This window comes from Lacticaseibacillus suibinensis (assembly GCF_003946175.1).
Taxonomy (GTDB): Bacteria; Bacillota; Bacilli; order Lactobacillales; family Lactobacillaceae; genus Lacticaseibacillus; species Lacticaseibacillus suibinensis.
Window position 1 is genome coordinate 11,924 of record NZ_RHOK01000024.1, and the last position, 17,379, is coordinate 29,302.

The window sequence follows — 17,379 nt, forward strand, 5'->3', positions numbered from 1 at the left end:
GCACTGGATACGCAAACACGCCTGAGCAGCAATCGCTCAGGCGTGTTTTTTAGTGGTGATGCGTGACTTACTGGTAAGCCAAATCCGCGTTTTTGCGTTCTTTGGCAATACGTTCTTTGGTGTAGTACTGCGCCTGGGCATTGAACAGGTCCCGGTAGAGGCCGGCTTCGCGCATGAGGCTGACATGGGTGCCATCTTGCACGATGCGGCCGTGATCTAAGACGACAATCCGGGCGGCAAAGCGAGTTGAGCTCATGCGGTGACTGATGTAGATCGCTGTCTTGGTGGCGATGAGGTCATCGAGGTGCTGGTAGGTTTCATATTCCGAAATCGGGTCAAGGGCCGCGGTGGGCTCATCCAGGATAATGAAAGGGGCATCTTTGTACCAGGCCCGGGCGATGGCGATTTTCTGTGCCTCACCACCGGAGACATCTTCGCCATGCGTATCCAGTTCTCGCGTGATTGGCGTGTCGATGCCTTGATTCATCCGCTGGACCCGGTCAGAGACGCCGGCAATTTTGAGGGCAGCTGCCACCCGATTCCGGTCGGGGTGGGCGCTGGCGGCCACATTGTCGACGACAGGCAAGGCGAAGAGCTTGAAGTCTTGGAAGACGGCGGCAAAAATCTGCTGATATTCTTGCAGATTGTATTTCTGAATGTCGATCCCGTTCAAGGTGATGGTGCCGCTGGTGGGCTGATCAAGCCGGGTGAGCAAGCGAATCAGCGTCGTTTTACCTGAGCCGTTGGGGCCGACGAGGGCCAGCCGCTGGCCAATGGCGAGCTTCAGATTCACATGTTGGAGTGCGAAGGTCTTGGTACCAGGATACTGAAAGCTGACATCGTGGAATTCAAGTTGGTACTGGTTGTCGTGGCGCTTCTCGATGGGTAGGGTGCCATGAGCGCCGGGGTCGGGCATTTCGAGCAGGTCAATCGTCGCCGTTAGCGCCTGATTGAGCGATGGGGCCCAGCCGTTAATACTGAGGAGCTTGGCCACCGCACTGATGAGTTGAGTGAAGAAACCGGCGTACATGACCACATCACCTACTGCAATGGCGCCGGTCATGCTCTTGATGGCCAGCATCACATAGATGCCGCCGGTCGCTAAGGCAATCGCAGCCCCACCCAGCGCAGTGAAGGCCGTACTTTTCGTATAGGAGCGCTGAATGCTGGTAAGACCTTGTGAATTAACCGCCTCAAAGCGGTGTGCCATCAGGTCATCGGTATCATAAACACGCAGGGTTTTACTCATTTCAGTGCCAGCAAAAGCATGGTTGAAGTAATAGTTTAATTCACGGTTGATTTGAATATTACCAGTAAAGAAGGATTGGAGGATGCGACCGCCTTTGCGTCCTGACCAGATGGAGACGATCACTGGCAAGACGATGATGGTAATCAAGACTAACAGGTAGGCGGGGCTGTCCGCAAACCGGGCCAGTGCGCTTGACTGCGCGCTGGATGTGAACAGCAGGCGACCAATCACGGTCAGCGAGACCATCACCGCGAGGGCGAGATTAATCACCGGGGTGAGGTTGCCCTCAAGAAAACGGTCAAAGCCGCCGAAATACGTGCGGCCTTGGTCAAAAGCGGCGTAGGCCTTCCGAAAGGTGGGGGCGTTGAATAATTGGAGGCTGACTTGGCGTTCCTTGTCAGCGACCATCGCGTCGATGCGGTTGTAGAGGTGGATAGAGAACCGATTGTAATGGTCTTTAATGGCGGCGACCCCGACCTGAAGCACGAAAATCAGCGCCAGGAATCCGACCAGTGGCAGCGCGATGGCGTTGATTGTGGTGCCAGCCAGGACAGTGTTCAACAGCCAGCCCAGCAAGATGAAGGTCAAGTAAGGGACCAGCACTTGGCCCACGGCATTTGCGATGGTTAAAGGAATGGCCTGGGCATCCAGTTGCTGAACAAAACGGAGATAACGGACATAGGTCTGTTTGAATTTATTGAGCATCAGGGGTTGCTCCTTCCTGATAGTATTGACTTTGAATTTTGAACAGTTGGGCATAGCCGCGGTTCGCCGCGATGAGTTCATCATGTTGGCCCCGTTCAGTGATGTGGCCGTGTTCCAGGAAGAGAATCTCATCCGCGAATTGCGTGGAGGCGAGGCGGTGACTGATGAACAGACTAGTTTTACCAGCCGTCATTTGGTTATACTCCTGATAGATTCGGCTCTCGGCAAGCGCATCGAGGGCTGCCGTTGGTTCATCGAGAATCAGCACTGGGGCATCTCGATAAAGGGCCCGAGCCAACATCAGCTTTTGCTGCTGGCCGCCGGAAAGCTGCACCCCGTCATCGGCGATGTAGTTCGTTAATGGCGTCTGTACACCGTGGGCCATGCGGGCAACGTCGGCGCTCAAACCGGCTTGCTTGAGCGCGGCTTGAACGCGCGGCAGGTCCACGTTGCTATGAAAGGCGACGTTCTCGGCCACTGACGCGGCCAGCACCGTTGCTTCTTGAAAAACCGGGGCGAAGTATTGCCAATAATCACGCAGAACATAGCTGGTAATGGGCACCCCGCCTAGCAAAATCTCGCCTGCAGTTGGCGTCAGTAAGCCCAGCATGAGGTTGGTAATGGTGGTTTTCCCTGCCCCGTTGGCCCCCACTAAGGCAAACTTGGCGCCAGCGGGAATTGTGAGGTTGAGATCACGAATGGTATCGTGATCAGCGCCTGGGTACCGGAAGAACACGTGCTTGAAGACAATCGGCTGCGGCGCGGCTGGTAAGTTTGTTTTGGTGCGGTGGGGGGCGGCGATGGCGGCTTCTTCCGTTGCGAAGAGGTTACGGACTAAGTCGAGGTCATCGCTGTTTTGATTCAGCTCATTCCATGACTGAAGGAGGGTGCTTAACTGACTGGTAGTGGTGGTCACCGCGTTGAAGGCGTAAGTAAAGCCGCTGACACTGAAGATACCGCGGAGAATGTCGATGATGAGGCTCCCATAAGTGAGAAAGTTGCACAGACCATTCAAAGCAGCAATGGCGACATCTTGCAAGAACTCACGGAACGAAACGCGGAAGTCATTGGTTTCATGTTCGCGAAACAAGGCATCGGTCTTCGTGCTAAACTGGCTGGCGAAGTGATACAGGCGCATGTCTTTCGCGCCGGTCTCGGCCGTTGAGGCCCGCATCAGATAATTCGTGCGATCAATGATGGTGTGGTTGCGATCGCGCTGCTCGCGGCGAAACCGCCGGGTGCGCTTTTGAATGTCGTCGCTGATCAGCGCAAAGGCTAGTAGCAGCACGGGCAGCCACCACTTGATGACAGCAAGTGACCCCAACAGCACCAGGAGCGTTAAGCCACTACTAAGCAAGTCGCGGTAATGCTTGATGATGGCTTGGGCAGCTGTGTTGTCAGTGGCCAGGCCGTAATTCACTGCCACGTACCGATCCTGATTGTATTCGGGAATCGCCTGCCAAACGTAGGGCACCTTGACGAGATGAATGACGAACTGAACAAATTCAGACACTCGGCCGAGGCTGTAAGTGTTTTGGAATGCGATTTCGTTCACTGGCTTTGCCCATTGTGCGAACGCAATGACGACGCTAATCCCAATCAAAACGAGGGCCACCCTTGATAAATCGGTGCGCGCCGCAAGCACTTGGACCACGACCGCAGGCAAAATGGTGGCGCCGAGCGCAAGCAATGCATCGACGATGATGCCTGTCAGCAACTGGCGTGTGGCATGGTGGGTGGTTCGGCGCACTTGTTGCCATTGCCAGCGGATGTTGCTTAAGACTCCGTGTTTCGTTGTTTGTTTCTCGTACATATGAAGACCTACTTTCACCTTAAAAGCACTGAAGCTTGAATGACTAAAGGATAAACCGTTAATGGCGCGCCGCTGGCTTTTGGGCGTGAACGGTCGTCATTTGGCCGTGAATGAGATCTGCGTCCTGCTAGCCGGTCAGAATAATAAATAGGGCCGCCGGTCAGCAGCCCTGGTTCATGAATGCTTGGTAATTTGCTTTAGTGGCAACAGCACTTCGGTGACAAACACGCCTTCTTCGTACTGGCGGTTAATGATGCCGTGGTACTTGGCCACCAAGGCATTAATCCGGCGAATGCCCAGCCCGCGTTTATCGTTTTTCGTGGAGGCGTAATTAATATCGATGACTTGATCGGCGCGGCGACTGTTGGTGACTGAGATGTACAGCTGCTGCTTTTCAATGGCGATATAGACGCGAATGAAACGGGCGCTGACATCAGGTTGCTCACTGGCGGCTTCAATCGCATTGTCCAGCACATTGCCCAAAATGACGACGAGGTCAATATCTGATATCAGCGGCTGCTGGCCAACAAATACGGAAACATCTGTGGCGATTTGGGCTTGCTCGGCCAAGGCGAGTTTCGAATTCACCACCGCATCCATCACGGTGTTCCCAGAATGGACGATGTCGTCGATTTCATCGAGCTTATCCTCCAGCTGGTTGAGATAATCGCGGGCCTGTTCAAGTTGCTCGTCGTGCAGGTAGTACTTAAGGGCTTGCAGGTGGTCATGGTAATCGTGGCGCCACCCGCGAATGTTAGCGTAGAGGCCGTTAATTTCCGTCGTGTAGTGCGCCATGATTTTGTCCAGCGACCGGGCATAGACCATATCGGTTTCGTGGAAGAGATAATCGAGTAAGAGTTTCGTCAATGCTAGCGTGAGCGCCCAGATGATGAGCGTGAGCACCTGCAACCAGTCAGTCGTTAGCAGGGCGAGCGTGATGAAGAGTAGGTGCAAAACGGAGAGTAGTAGATGGAGCGGGCGGTAATTCTGGCGGCGCCTTATCGCGGTGATGTGCAGGCCAGCGCCGAGCACCAGTAGCAGAGGCAGCGTCCTGGTTTCGTCAAGAAAGCACGTGGCGATGCCAACAATCAGCAGCAGCACACCGGGGATGAAACCACCACGCGTCCGGGTTTCTGCCCTTAGCCAGCGGACAATGCTGATCACAGCCAAGAGGATTAAACTGATTGCGTCGCCAGTCAACCAAGGCAACGTTAGTAGTGGCAGACAGGCCACCAGAACCAGCAGCCATCGGTAGGGTAATTTGGCCCCGTCAGGCGGATTCGTGACCAGCAGCACCAGCACGAAAACTGCGATGGCAGTCGCCAGCCAAGTCGGCAGTAAATTCATCATGAATGTGGTCGCTCCTCTTGGTTAAGGGTCCGGTAATGCTGCAGCAGCTGATCCTTCAGGGCACTGCGCTTACTTCGCGCGACAGGGATGTCAGTGCCATCATTCAGCGTGAGGGCCGTGGCCTCCAGTGAGCTAACGAAATTCAGATTGACGACGAAGGCCCGGTGGACGCGCACGAAGTTAGTCCCAATCAATTGGGTTTGCAGGTGATCAAGTGTGTCCTTGAGGGTCAAGTCAGCGGTTTGCGTGTGGATGGTCAGATAATGACCGCTGGCTTCCACGTAGCGAATATCGTAGAGGTAAATCCGCTCAAGAGTGCCATGAAGATTGAGCATCAGGGCTTCTGGTTGCACCCGGGCCATGGCCTTCGTCAAAAGCCCAGTGAGTTTGGCGAGGGTCAGCGGCTTCATGATGTAGGCCAGCGCATCCACGTCGTAGCCATCGAACACGTATTGCTCATAATTACTGAGGAAGGCGATGGCGATGTTGGCATCGCGCTGCCGAATCGTTTTGGCTAGGGTCACGCCATCTTGACCAGCGAGCCGAATGTCGAGCAGTAGCAAATCAAAGGCTTGGTCAGGCAGGGCAAATAGAAACGCCTCGGCTGAGGGGTAGGTCAGCCAACTGATGGTTTGTTCATGGGTTTGGACGTACTGTTTGAGTAGGGCGACCGCTTGAGCACAAGCAGCGGCGTCGTCTTCAACAATGGCGATATGCATAGCGACCACCTCCTTAGGTTTTGATCATTATAGAATAAGGATGCGCTTAGAGGTGGGGGACCGTCAATGGCAGGTGGCAAAAAATGGCGGCGTCAAAAAAGTCCCAGGAATTCAAAAGGTTCGAATTTCTGGGACTGTGCCTTTCAGCGGTGAATGATGTCTTGGCCACGTTTAGCCATTGTTGGCGTAAGACTCGGCGCCTCAGACCAGCTGGTGTCCGGATGCGCGGTGATCAGATTTTCGTCTGCCGTTAAAATCACCAGCCGCGACGGGCTTTGATGGAGCGCCGCCGTGGCGGTATTGAGAAACAACCGAATTTCTTGAATGTCCATGCTGGCAGGAAAGTCATTCATTAAAATCACTTGCCGGTCGCCGAGTAGACCCCGGAAGAACTGGACATAAAGACTTTGCGCCGGGTTGAGTTGCGTTGCCGATTGCGCCAGAAACGCGGCGTCGTTGCGCAAGGCTGGGGCGAGGCGATTAAGCGAAGCGGCCTTGCCATTAATCAGTAAATTGGCCTCCACGCTGAGGTAAGGCACAATGCCAGTTTCTTCCTGGTCGATTAAGGCGAACGCTTTGGCACAGCCGGCCGCTAAGAAAGCTTGAGTATAGCTTAAAGAAAGGGTTTTGAGCTGTTCGGTTGGCGTGTAGATAAAGCTGATGACGCCGGGGTGAAACAGTTGTTCAACTTGCGTGCGAAAAGCCGCTGCTTGCGGATGAAATAGCGTCATAGACAGGCCTCCGATACGATTATTGATGGTGAACCAACTGGCGTTTCTGGTGCCAAAGCTGACCCCACAGCGCCAAGGCCTGACCGCCAGCCAGCGCTAAGCCGCCAGCCAGCAAAGTCGTGAAGCCGCCGGCCAACTGGGTGCCTTGGTTGAGGCCACCAGGCGGCGGGCCAGGGACAAACAGGCCTTCACCACTGAAACCAGTCAGTTGGTGTTGAAAGAGATGGGTCACCGCCTGCTTCAAATTACCGGTGGTGACTTTGCTGCTGATAGCCCGGCCTAACGCCGTGCGGATGGGATCAAGTAAGTGGGCGCCCACCAGACTGCCGACCAAAAGGCCTAAAACGCTGGTGGCCATAAACGCGAGCACGAAGATGAGCAGGCTTTCCAGCAGGTACTGGCTGCCAATCGCCCAAGTGCTTTTACCGAGTAATAAGTAAGCTTCAGTTTCCTGGGCGCGGCGGCGGCTGAACCATAAGGCAAAGCTAAAGCTCAGTAGCACGGTTGCGCCGATTAAGCCCCACCAAGCCAACTGATACTGCTGATTGAGGGTCAGATAACCATTTTTCACGGCTGTCAACACCGTGGTCGAGGCACTGTTGGTTTGGCCCGCGAGCTGGCTGAGGCGATTAAGAAATTCCTGCCGCAACATGTGGCTGATGGACTGACTCGTGAGCAGGATGATGCTGAGGATGCAAAAAAGCATGGCCCCAATGAATTCCCCCACGTAAGCGCGCCGATGATACCCGATCGCGCTGAGCGTTCGTTCCAAGAACCGCATGTTGTTCACCTACCTTATGCTAGCAGTATAGTGGCGAGGTTTGAACAAAGTGTGAATACGGCGAGAAAAACCACTGCATTAAAAGAGGCTGCGGTCATTATCCGCAGCCTTACTTCTATTACTTCTTTTTGGTGTCGGTTTGCACTTCGCCGTTGACTTGAGCGGCGACTTTTTTGGGATAGTCACTGAGCACATTGGGATTGGCGGTGACTTCCTCGGCGTCAGTCGTAAAGTCACTCACTGTGGAAACATCATGATGCTCGGTGAAAACCGAGGTCGACTTGTTGCCGGCTTGCTTTTCGACGGCCATCATTTGCGCGAGGCTTTGCGAGAAGTTGGCCTGATCGGGATCGACCGGCGTGTAGCCTTTTGGCACATAAAACCGGAGCAGGTTCTTATTGGCCAATTCATCGGACAAGTCCAGCGCTTGATCGACGCCTTTTTGCAGGGTGGTAAGCTTGGTTTGCAGCTTAGCGTCGGGTTGCACAACCTCACCGGTGGTATTGTCATAGACCTTGCCATTGAGCAAGCTGTATTTCGGCGTCACGAAGTCGTGATTACGGAAGGCCACGGTGGTGTCATGGCCGGAGGAAAGCAGGTCCGTCCCGAACTGCACAAAGTTTTGCGTATCGACCCCCACGAGATGAAGTAAGGTCGGGAGCACATCGATTTCGCCGCCGTATGTGTGATTGATGCCGCCTTTCAGGCCTGGCATGTGAAAAATCAGCGGCACGCGCTGAAGCTGAGCGTCATCGAAGCTGTCCCAGTCCGAAGCGGTCGCGTTGTTCGTGAGTTTGGCCACCGTCGGATTATCCGTGGCCGTGAGCATGGAAGCCAAGGTTTGGTTGCGGTCATCTGACATGCCGTAGTGATCACCGTAGAGCATAACCAAGGAGTTTTGCTCCAGGCCAGAAGATTTAAGGTAAGCGAAGAACTCCGCCAGCGCCGAATCAAGATAATGGGCCGTTTGGAAATAACCGTTAACGTAAGTGTCATCCGTGCCAGCATCAGGAAAGTCCGTGTCTTGATCGGTGATGAAGAACGGGAAGTGATTGGAGGTGGTGATGATTTTACTGTAAAACGGCTGCTGGAGATGCTCCAGGTATTTGATGGTTTCGCCGAACATCAATTTGTCCTTGATGCCGTAAGCCGTTGCGGCACCATCCTCGTGGTTATAAAAATTACCATCAAAGAAATAGTTATAGCCGAGACTCTTGTAGACATTATTGCGATTCCAGAAATTACCAGAACCACCGTGGAACACCGCACTCGTGTAGCCGGCGTACTGCTGAAGCAGGGAAGGCGCACCTTGGAAGGTGTTATCGGTACCCAGCGATGAGAAGAGGGAGCCAGAGGACAGTCCAAACGTGCTCGTTTCCAGCATATTCTCAGCATCCGAGGTTTTACCAATGCCAACCTGGTGGAAGAAATTGTCGAAGGACAAGGTATCCTTTTCCTTGATCAGGCTGTTCAAAAACGGGGTCACTTCTTGGCCGTTCACTTTTTGTCCAATCAAGAATTGCTGGAAACTTTCCAAATGGATAATGATGATGTTTTTGCCTTTGGCCGTGCCAAAGTAAGCCTGATTGGGCGCTGCGTAGTGACTCTTGGTGTAGTTAAGGACCGTGTCCATATCGGCACTGTCGGCATTGGCCCGGACTTGGTTATTGCGTGCCGTTTGCAGGCCATCATACACCGTGAACGGGGCGAGGCCGAGATATTTGACCACGTAATTATGGTCGAAAGTTAATGAAAGCAACTTTGGCCGGTTGAGCTCACTGGTCGCCATGGTAACGCCGAAAAAGGCCACGGCCACGAGGCTGACAGCTTGCGGGAGGTGGTAGGCGGGCTGCTGGTGATCAAGTTTGAGGCCAAAATGCGGCCAGCGCAGCGCTTGATGGTTAATGAACGCCCACAGATTGCGAATGCCGTAACCCAGATAAGCCAAAACCGCCAAAATCAGATCTAGGCCGTAAAGGACATCGCGGCCAATCATCATATTCAGCGAACTGGCTCCAAGGCCTTGCGAGACCTTGGACACCGACAGCATGGTGTTGATGGTTAAAAAGTCGCTGAACTCACGGTAGTATAAAACATTAGCAAATAGCAGTAGGTTTAATAGTAAGTAAATGATCAACCCGACAGCATAAGCGCGCCGCGGTTTGCGCACGTACAACGCAATCGACAGCGCTGCCGCCCCGACGCCCAGTGGGTTAATGATCAACAGTAATTGTTGGAGAAAGCCGGTCGCACCGAGGGAAAAGTCCACATAGTAAGCAAATAAGGTCTTCACCCACAGCAGGCCGAGTAGGATGGCCAAAAAGCCCAGCCGCGTGGTCCGGCAACGTTCGATGAAATGTTTCACGGCGATCCTCCTCGAAATGATAGTCGCAATCATTGTACCTGTCTGAGCAGCGCCGGGCAAACCAAAACCCGGCATCTATCGGTTTCGTAAGAATGATTTAAACCATAATCGGCCGCTGAAAGCGCCGCCGAGCAATTGATACAATCAACGTGAATGACTTTGCAAAGGAGGGGTGGGGATGTTATTTCTGGGTCCGATGTATCGCTATGTGCAAGCGCAACTGGAAGGCCGCATCAATCATTGGCCGCTGGTGCGCCTGATCATGTACAGCCTGGATAAAACCCTCCTTTACCTCGGCTTATTTTTGCTTCTGCGCTTAGGCCTCAAGCTATTGTTTCATCGGCGGTTTAACGCTTGGCATGAAGTGAAAGTCATCTTATTCAGTGCTTATGTGATTTTACTGCTGATGCTGACGGTGTTCCGGCAGTGGTACTATCCTTGGCAACTTCACTTCTACTGGAACCGGCCGCTGAGTGCGATCAACTGGACGCCGCTGGTGAACACCTTCAAGTTGCGGCTCGGGAGTCAGATTGATCTGTGGTATCAATCATTTGGCAATGTGCTGTGGTTCATTCCCTTTGGCTTCGGCCTCCCTTCGCTGCGGCGGACCAAAATTGCCGCTTGGCGCGTGATCGGCTGGGGCTTGTTGTTATCGCTCGCCATTGAATCGCTGCAGTTCGTCCTCGCTTCTGGGGTGGCAGACATCGATGATGTCATCTTTAATACGATTGGTACCATCCTCGGCTTGGGTTTGTGGCGCCTGCTGTCACCACGTAGCCACAAGCGTTGACCTGATTTAGCTTGGCTAAATCAGGTTTTTTAATGGGACCACGCGGCACCAGCTTTCTGAAAGCGACAACCAATTGGCTTGATATTTGAAAGCACCAATGCAAATTGTCTACACTAATGTAAAATATTTGAAAAATAAACTAATTTTTCATAGCTGGTGGTATGGGTAAAATAACGCGGCTGTGGCCGGTTTTTACGGTGAATTGGTCCGGTCCAATATTGCGAGCCGTAAACGGTTCCATAGGCTTGAGCCATGAGCGGCAGGCTTGTTTTGAAAACGAAATCACGCTAGAATATATTGTTAACATTTTGCCTTGTGCAAAATTCAATGGAATGAAAAGAGGAAAATACACATGGCAATTATCATTGCGTTGATTCCCGCGCTGGCGTGGGGGTCAATCGGGCTGATCAGCGGTAAATTAGGCGGTAACGCCTATCAGCAAACTTTAGGCATGACCTTTGGCGCCTTGATTTTCGGGATCGGGACCTATCTGTTTACGCAGCCTGTGCTGGATACGAAGGTTTGGGTGCTGGGTATTTTGTCCGGCCTGTTCTGGAGTGTCGGCCAATCCCAACAGTTCCAAGCGATGAAATACATCGGTGTCTCCTTGACCGTCCCGATGTCCACTGGGATGCAGCTGGTGGCGAATACCTTGGCTGGCGCGCTGCTGTTTGCCGAATGGAAAACGGGCAAGATGGTCATTTTGGGTCTGTTGGCGCTAGTCTTCCTGATTGCTGGGGCAATTTTGACCTCGCGCAAGGAGAAAACTGGCGAGCCAGGGATTGTCAATTTTGGCGGCGGCTTGCGCGCCTTGATCATCTCGACGGTGGGCTATGCCGGCTATACCATTATCGTTAAAGCCGGAGCGCTTGGTGCTTCTGCTGTGGTGCTACCGCAAGCGGTCGGCATGGTGATTGGCGCGCTGCTGTTTTCTATCGGTCATCAAGCCTTCGCTAAGGCCACCGGCAAAAATGTCATCACCGGTTTGGTCTGGGGCCTCGGCAATGTCTTTATGCTGGTGTCGATGGCCCAGGTCGGGCTGGCGATTTCTTACTCGCTTTCCCAAATGGGCATTGTGATTTCCACCTTTGGCTCCATCTTCCTGTTAGGCGAACGCAAGACCCAAAAGGAAATGGTTTGGATCACCTGCGGCTCGGTTTTGATCATCGCTGGCGGCGTCGTGCTGGGCTTGATGAAGTAGCGCCGTTACTTGCTTAAGACTTGTTTTTTTCAAAGGGCCTACCTTGCATTTTGCAACCTAGACCATTAAAGTTGAGTTTGTTGAAATGCAATCAATAGGAGGAAAGAATTCACATGGCTCATATTTCATTTGATTCATCTAAGCTCACCAAGTTCGTTCATGACAACGAACTCGGCGAGATGCAAGCAATGGTCACCGCCGCCGACAAGGAGTTGCGCGAAGGTACCGGTGCTGGCAACGACTTCCGCGGCTTCCTTGACCTGCCCGTTGACTACGATAAGGACGAATTCGCCCGCATCAAGGCCGCAGCTAAGAAGATCCAAGGCGATTCCGAGGTCTTTGTGGCCATTGGGATTGGTGGCTCTTACTTAGGGGCGCGGATGGCTGTTGATTTCTTATCCCACACCTTCCGTAACTACGAACCAGGCCGTAAGCTGCCAGAAGTTTACTTCGCTGGCAACTCCATTTCTGGTTCCTACCTGGCCGACCTGGTTGACATGATTGGCGATCGGAGCTTCTCCTTGAACGTCATTTCCAAGTCTGGGACCACCACCGAACCTTCCATCGCTTTCCGCGTGCTGAAGGCGAAGTTGATTGAAAAGTATGGTAAAGATGGCGCTAAGTCCCGCATCTATGCCACAACCGACCGTGCTAAGGGTGCCCTGAAGAGCGAATCTGATGCTGAAGGCTACGAAGAATTTGTTGTGCCTGATGACTTGGGTGGCCGTTACTCCGTTCTTTCCGCCGTTGGTCTGCTGCCAATCGCCGTCGCTGGTGGCGACATCGATCAGTTGATGAAAGGTGCCGCTGACGCGCGCACTGAATACAGCGATGCTGATTTGACCAAGAACGAAGCCTACCAGTACGCTGCTTTGCGCAACATCTTGTACCGGAAGGGTTACACGACTGAACTGCTGGAAAACTACGAACCAACGCTGCAATACTTCAGCGAATGGTGGAAGCAGCTCATGGGTGAATCCGAAGGCAAGGACCAAAAGGGGATTTACCCATCAAGTGCTAACTTCACCACTGACTTGCACTCCTTGGGCCAATACATCCAAGAAGGCCGCCGCAATCTGATGGAAACCGTTGTTTGGGTTGAAAAGCCAAACCACGACGTTGAAATCCCAGCAGAACCGGGCTCTTTGGATGGCTTGACTTACCTTGAAGGCCGCAAGATGTCCGAAGTTAACCGTAAAGCCTACGAAGGCGTTGTGCTTGCTCATACCGATGGCGGCGTGCCAGTGATGACCGTCAACATCCCTCAGCAAGATGCTTACACCTTGGGCTACATGATCTACTTCTTCGAAGCCGCCGTTGCTATTTCTGGCTACCTGAACGGGATCAACCCATTCAACCAGCCAGGGGTAGAAGCATACAAAAACAATATGTTTGCCCTGCTTGGCCGGCCTGGCTTTGAGGATATGACCAAGGAACTGAACGCACGCCTGTAATGACGCGGGTTACAGCAATTTTGAAACCGATTGAGAACGCAAAAAAATGACGCCCATAAATGAGCGTCAACGGCCAACAGTTGGCAAAATCGTTGATACGAGCGTCAATGTTAGTTGATTTTTGGAACCCGTTTTGGGTTCTTTTTTTTGCCCTCGGCCAAAAAATCATTCAGCTTGACGGTGGCCTGTTGCTTGATGGTCGGGGTCACCTCCGCATATATGAGTGTGGTGCTAACGTCCTTGTGGCCAAGAACATCTCTGATGTCTTCAAGCGGCACGCCGGACTCGCGTAGAAAGACACCCAGAGTGTGGCGGAGGTCGTGGATGACGATGCGCGGCAGGGCAACACGCTTGCGAATGCGCTCAAATGCGCCGTTGGTTGAACGGTCACGAAGCACCTTGCCCCGGAAGCGGCCGTTGACGAAACGAAATATGAAGTCATGACTTGGTTGCACCCTTGCCTCATTATCAAGCGACACGATGGTCGGTTGCGGGTACCACTCATGGTTGAGGTCGATGAGGGCGGCGCGTAGTCGGTCGGTCATGTATATGGTGCGGTTTGATGTCGGAAACTTGGGGTCATCGAGTATGATCTCGCCGGTATGCTCGCCAGTCTCCGCTCTGTACAAGCGGGTTTTGTTGATCTCAACCGTGTTGGCGGTGAAGTCGACATCGTCCCAGCGGAGCGCCATTGCCTCACCCTTACGGAGGCCGAGGTCGAGAATGGTCAAGAAGAAGAAATACCAGACCGGCTCTTTCTCTTCCTTGGCGGCATTCAAAAAGGTGCTGGCTTGCTCGCGAGTCCAGTAGTGCAGTTTACGTTTGGCGGTACCGGCGGAACGCGGAAACTCCACCCCGGCGGCATTGTTCTTGGGGATATAGCCGAGCTTCACGGCCTTCTGGAGCGCATTGCTCAAGGTGCCATTGATAATGTTCACCGTGTTTCTGGACAACGGTGCACCGTTCTTGCCACCGTGGTCAAGCATCTCAATGATGAAGCGCTGGTGGACAGTCGGGGTGTATTCACCAAAAGTGTAGTGCCCAATTTTTGGAACGAGATAGTGCTCGACATTGTAGCGATAGACAATCATGCTGCCTTCTTTGACGTTCACCTTGAAGGTTGTGATCCAGTCGTGGAGCCAGTCTCCAATGCGCATGTTGAGCCTATATCCGGAGTGAGCCGGGTTGTTGATGGCCGCGCCCGCTTGAACCTTCGCCCAGGCATTGGCTTCATCGTATGAGCGAAAGCCATCGCGCTTCATGTTTTTTGCCTTACCCGTGGCCGGGTTGGTTCCGGCGTATAACTGGACGCGGTAACGTTGCTGTCCATTTTTTAGTTTGTAGCCGCTGATTGAGGCCATTTGTTCACCTTATTTCTGGAATTTTAGGAATATTTTTACAAACTGGTGTTCGGTATATGCGTGAAATAAAAGCCCCACGAGGGGGCTTGTACCATTTACCTACCTGCTCATCGACTGAAAGAAAACCTCAACGGCTATCGTGATGACTGCCAGGAGCACACCAATCCCAATTCCTCCGATTAGCCATCCGCGCATCTGTTTAATGTCAGACCGCATATCGGCCAGTGACTCGTCAATATGCTTCATACGCTCATCCATGAGTTTCTGATACATATCAAAAGATTCTTGGCTTACATATCGTGGGTCCATACCGTCACCACCTCCGCCACCATTATCGTTCACTTTGATAGTGGCTGTCGAGGCCTTAGATTTTACGGCCGAAAAATCTATTTTAATCGGTTCCGGCATGTTCTAGCCCCTCCTTGCCAATATACTTAACATAAGTAGTTGCGTTGTCGACTTCACGGTGTTTATCGCCATCAAGACTAAAAAGAGTCAGGGTGGCGGATATATCGCCAGGAGTGTCGAAGATTAGTGACATGTTTAGGTGCATGGTCTGATCATTTTCTATAAATCCATTCAGAGACAAGGGCTCATTTTGGGCGTAAACCTTATCTGGAGTATGAATGGTACACTTTACGGAGAGTTCACTATCAAAATTCAAATTGAAGAACGAAACAAACAGATAAACTTTTCCGGACATCGGAGGTTCTTGCTCAATCTGAAATTTCTGAATTGCATCTTTTGAAGTTGCACTATGCGTAAAGAAAAAAGTGCTAATTTTATTCGAAACTGTCAAGTGAGCACCTCCCTCATACTATATAATCGTGTGCAAATTATTTAACGCTATATTCACGGGTGCCAATATCTTTAATGCCATCCGAGTCAGTCATTGTCAGCTGCACTGGGTTGTTGTTGATGAGCTTGTATAGCATCACGGCTTGGACCGTCTTGCCTGGAAGCAAAGAATTGTTGAAGTTATCCTCAAGTGTCTGGAGTGGGTCATTGCCATTCTCATCAGAGTCAAGAGTACCCGGGTCCAGCACGACGTTTGAAGTGTCAGTCTTTTGCTTCCCAGTGATAACCATCATGAAATTGGATGGATCCATTTCCTCTTTAGAGTTGTTGCGGATAGTGACGTACACGACTAACACCTTGCTGTTGTCATAGCCATCACGTACCTCCGACTTGGTGAAGGTCATGGTCTCATTACCAGCATAGTAGACGTTTTGGTCTGCACTGTAGAACCAGTCTTCGTCAGGTGTGGTCGGAATAGTCTTGGTATCGGCTTTCTTACTGGAACTTGCTGCTTTCTTACTCGACTCTTTGCTGCTATCAACCTTGCTGGCCTTCTCGGTCTTGCTCGACGAATCCTTTTGTCCAGAGCTTGAGCCACAGGCAGCCAGCGACAGGGCAGCCACAATTGTGACGCCCAGTGCAATCAGCTTCTTCATTTCAATTCCTCCCAAATGTCAGCTTTTACCGTCGTCAGTATTTGGACGTATAACTACTCCAGCGGTACCCCATATTCATGTGTCAAATCGCTCACGCAGTCTGGCAGATCGGAGTGTTCTTCCCAATACAGCCGCACCATGAGCGCGCTGGCGAACTGATCGGCTTCGTACTCGGCCTTACCGTCGCCGTGGCTGGTAATTTTGTAGAAGCTCGCTACATCTGCGTGCAGGATGACGTGGCCAAGCTCATGTGCCATCACATAGTAACGTTGGTTGCTGTCGTGCACGGATTCGTTGAGCATGACGACTGGTTGGCCAAGCATGTACTGCGTCTTGCCCATGACGTTGGCACCGAGGTCTGCCCAGCGTAGATCTACACCAAGCTCATCTGCGATGCGGAAAGGGTCGGCGGTGCCATAACGGTGAACGATATATCCAATCATCTTACTTTCCATCGCGTTCCGCCTTTTTCCGTTGCTTGGCCAGCTTCTTCCAGAAAATCTGGGTGATGGCCAGATTGAGCTTGGCACGATCATCATCAGTGATGTCCTCGCCGCCGAAGTTGAATGACGGCTGTACGTTACCTTCAAGGACTTCCTTCAAGTCGAGGGAGTCTTTTTCTGTTGCCCATTTTGGCGTGTCGTTCTGGCCTAACAGGTAATCGGTAGTTACGCCATACAAATCAGCAAGCTGACGCAGTGATGAGTAGTCAGGCTGACGCTTACCAGCTTCATAGGCCGTATATGCCGGACGGGTGATGCCAAGCTTATCGGCTACTTGCTCCTGGGTAAGGTGTTTTTGCGTTCGTAGTTCTCTTAATCTGTCTTGTAACATACCGCTTCCTCCTGCACCTCAATAGTAACAGCACGTTACTAAAAATAAAGTCACGTTTTGATACTTAAACCGTTGACATGTAACATAGTGTGACTTAATATAATAGACGTAACGAAATGATACATAAAGGGGTGATAAAATGCGCGACTGGTTGAAAGCGCGGCGTGACGCGATGAACAAAACTCAAGATGAGATTGCTGAGCTATCTGGTATCACACGGCCGGCCTACAACATGATTGAGAACGGTGTGCGCCGTCCGAGCGTGCCAGTGGCAAAGCGAATTGGCAACGCTATGAGTATTGATTGGACCATTTTTTTTGCAGATGAAGGTAACAAAACGACACATCAAAAGGAGGCATCACGATGAGCAAGGAAGACAAAACGGTAGCAAATGCAATTTATTTAACCTTGGACAAGTCCAAGGTTCAAAAGGCTCAACGCTTAGCGGAGCAATATTTAGCCGCAATCGAAAAGGCCAACTCATTGGCAGATGAATTGACCTCTATCGGAATTGAACTGAGACAAACTACTTTAAGTTAAATTCCACATCGAGCGTCTTATGACAATGAGGG

General features: G+C 52.0%; 18 protein-coding genes. 5 read left to right on the forward strand and 13 right to left on the reverse strand.

Annotated features, from left to right (window positions below):
* Window positions 1-67 precede the first annotated feature (67 nt).
* The 7 genes from EKM90_RS13060 to EKM90_RS10805 all read right to left on the reverse strand — a co-directional run bounded on the left by EKM90_RS13060 (window position 68) and on the right by EKM90_RS10805 (window position 9,746).
* The gene (locus tag EKM90_RS13060; RefSeq protein WP_225422836.1) at window positions 68-1,954 is read right to left on the reverse strand and encodes an ABC transporter ATP-binding protein; all 1,887 of its coding nucleotides are present in this window, start codon (window positions 1,952-1,954) and stop codon (window positions 68-70) included.
* Complete coding sequence (locus EKM90_RS10780; RefSeq protein ID WP_125582515.1) at window positions 1,944-3,767, reverse strand: ABC transporter ATP-binding protein; 1,824 nt, start codon at window positions 3,765-3,767, stop codon at window positions 1,944-1,946. Before EKM90_RS10780 ends, EKM90_RS13060 begins: the two co-directional genes overlap by 11 nt.
* A gap of 174 nt (window positions 3,768-3,941) precedes the next feature.
* A complete protein-coding gene (locus EKM90_RS13215; RefSeq protein ID WP_373301065.1) occupies window positions 3,942-4,814 on the reverse strand; it encodes a sensor histidine kinase in 873 nt (290 codons plus the stop codon).
* 299 nt (window positions 4,815-5,113) lie between these two features.
* A complete protein-coding gene (locus EKM90_RS10790; RefSeq protein ID WP_125582517.1) occupies window positions 5,114-5,836 on the reverse strand; it encodes a LytR/AlgR family response regulator transcription factor in 723 nt (240 codons plus the stop codon).
* A 143-nt stretch (window positions 5,837-5,979) separates the two neighbouring features.
* On the reverse strand, window positions 5,980-6,567 hold the full coding sequence (locus EKM90_RS10795; RefSeq protein WP_125582518.1) for a hypothetical protein: 588 nt from the start codon (window positions 6,565-6,567) through the stop codon (window positions 5,980-5,982).
* A 19-nt stretch (window positions 6,568-6,586) separates the two neighbouring features.
* Window positions 6,587-7,348: a hypothetical protein gene (locus EKM90_RS10800; protein ID WP_125582520.1), complete on the reverse strand. Its 762-nt coding sequence runs from the start codon at window positions 7,346-7,348 to the stop codon at window positions 6,587-6,589.
* Between the two features lie 118 nt (window positions 7,349-7,466).
* Window positions 7,467-9,746, reverse strand: coding sequence for an LTA synthase family protein (locus tag EKM90_RS10805; protein ID WP_125582522.1), 2,280 nt, complete (start codon window positions 9,744-9,746; stop codon window positions 7,467-7,469).
* A 145-nt stretch (window positions 9,747-9,891) separates the two neighbouring features.
* Here EKM90_RS10805 and EKM90_RS10810 point away from each other — a divergent pair, with 145 nt between their 5' ends.
* The 3 genes from EKM90_RS10810 to EKM90_RS10820 all read left to right on the forward strand — a co-directional run bounded on the left by EKM90_RS10810 (window position 9,892) and on the right by EKM90_RS10820 (window position 13,158).
* On the forward strand, window positions 9,892-10,503 hold the full coding sequence (locus EKM90_RS10810; protein WP_125582524.1) for a VanZ family protein: 612 nt from the start codon (window positions 9,892-9,894) through the stop codon (window positions 10,501-10,503).
* A 352-nt stretch (window positions 10,504-10,855) separates the two neighbouring features.
* Window positions 10,856-11,704, forward strand: coding sequence for a GRP family sugar transporter (locus EKM90_RS10815; RefSeq protein WP_125582526.1), 849 nt, complete (start codon window positions 10,856-10,858; stop codon window positions 11,702-11,704).
* Between the two features lie 113 nt (window positions 11,705-11,817).
* The gene (locus EKM90_RS10820; RefSeq protein ID WP_125582528.1) at window positions 11,818-13,158 is read left to right on the forward strand and encodes a glucose-6-phosphate isomerase; all 1,341 of its coding nucleotides are present in this window, start codon (window positions 11,818-11,820) and stop codon (window positions 13,156-13,158) included.
* Between the two features lie 110 nt (window positions 13,159-13,268).
* Here EKM90_RS10820 and EKM90_RS10825 read toward each other — a convergent pair whose 3' ends face one another.
* From EKM90_RS10825 to EKM90_RS10850, 6 genes are all read right to left on the reverse strand, one after another.
* Complete coding sequence (locus EKM90_RS10825) at window positions 13,269-14,519, reverse strand: tyrosine-type recombinase/integrase (protein WP_125582530.1); 1,251 nt, start codon at window positions 14,517-14,519, stop codon at window positions 13,269-13,271.
* 99 nt (window positions 14,520-14,618) lie between these two features.
* Window positions 14,619-14,927, reverse strand: coding sequence for a hypothetical protein (locus tag EKM90_RS10830; RefSeq protein WP_125582532.1), 309 nt, complete (start codon window positions 14,925-14,927; stop codon window positions 14,619-14,621).
* Window positions 14,911-15,318 (reverse strand): hypothetical protein, encoded by a 408-nt coding sequence (locus EKM90_RS10835; protein WP_125582534.1) that lies wholly within the window; start codon window positions 15,316-15,318, stop codon window positions 14,911-14,913. Before EKM90_RS10835 ends, EKM90_RS10830 begins: the two co-directional genes overlap by 17 nt.
* Window positions 15,319-15,355: 37 nt before the next feature.
* Window positions 15,356-15,973 (reverse strand): DUF5067 domain-containing protein, encoded by a 618-nt coding sequence (locus EKM90_RS10840; RefSeq protein ID WP_125582536.1) that lies wholly within the window; start codon window positions 15,971-15,973, stop codon window positions 15,356-15,358.
* Window positions 15,974-16,026: 53 nt separating this feature from the next.
* Window positions 16,027-16,428, reverse strand: a complete 402-nt coding sequence (locus EKM90_RS10845; protein ID WP_164507955.1) for an ImmA/IrrE family metallo-endopeptidase — start codon at window positions 16,426-16,428, stop codon at window positions 16,027-16,029.
* Window positions 16,418-16,807 carry a helix-turn-helix domain-containing protein gene (locus EKM90_RS10850; protein WP_125582540.1) on the reverse strand — a complete coding sequence of 130 codons (390 nt, stop codon included), beginning with the start codon at window positions 16,805-16,807 and terminating at the stop codon, window positions 16,418-16,420. Before EKM90_RS10850 ends, EKM90_RS10845 begins: the two co-directional genes overlap by 11 nt.
* A gap of 139 nt (window positions 16,808-16,946) precedes the next feature.
* On the opposite strand from EKM90_RS10850, the gene EKM90_RS10855 reads away from it, so the two are divergent.
* Entirely contained in the window at window positions 16,947-17,174 is a 228-nt protein-coding gene (locus EKM90_RS10855; protein WP_125582543.1) for a helix-turn-helix transcriptional regulator, read from the forward strand.
* Window positions 17,171-17,347: a hypothetical protein gene (locus EKM90_RS12890; protein ID WP_164507956.1), complete on the forward strand. Its 177-nt coding sequence runs from the start codon at window positions 17,171-17,173 to the stop codon at window positions 17,345-17,347. Before EKM90_RS10855 ends, EKM90_RS12890 begins: the two co-directional genes overlap by 4 nt.
* Window positions 17,348-17,379: the final 32 nt, after the last annotated feature.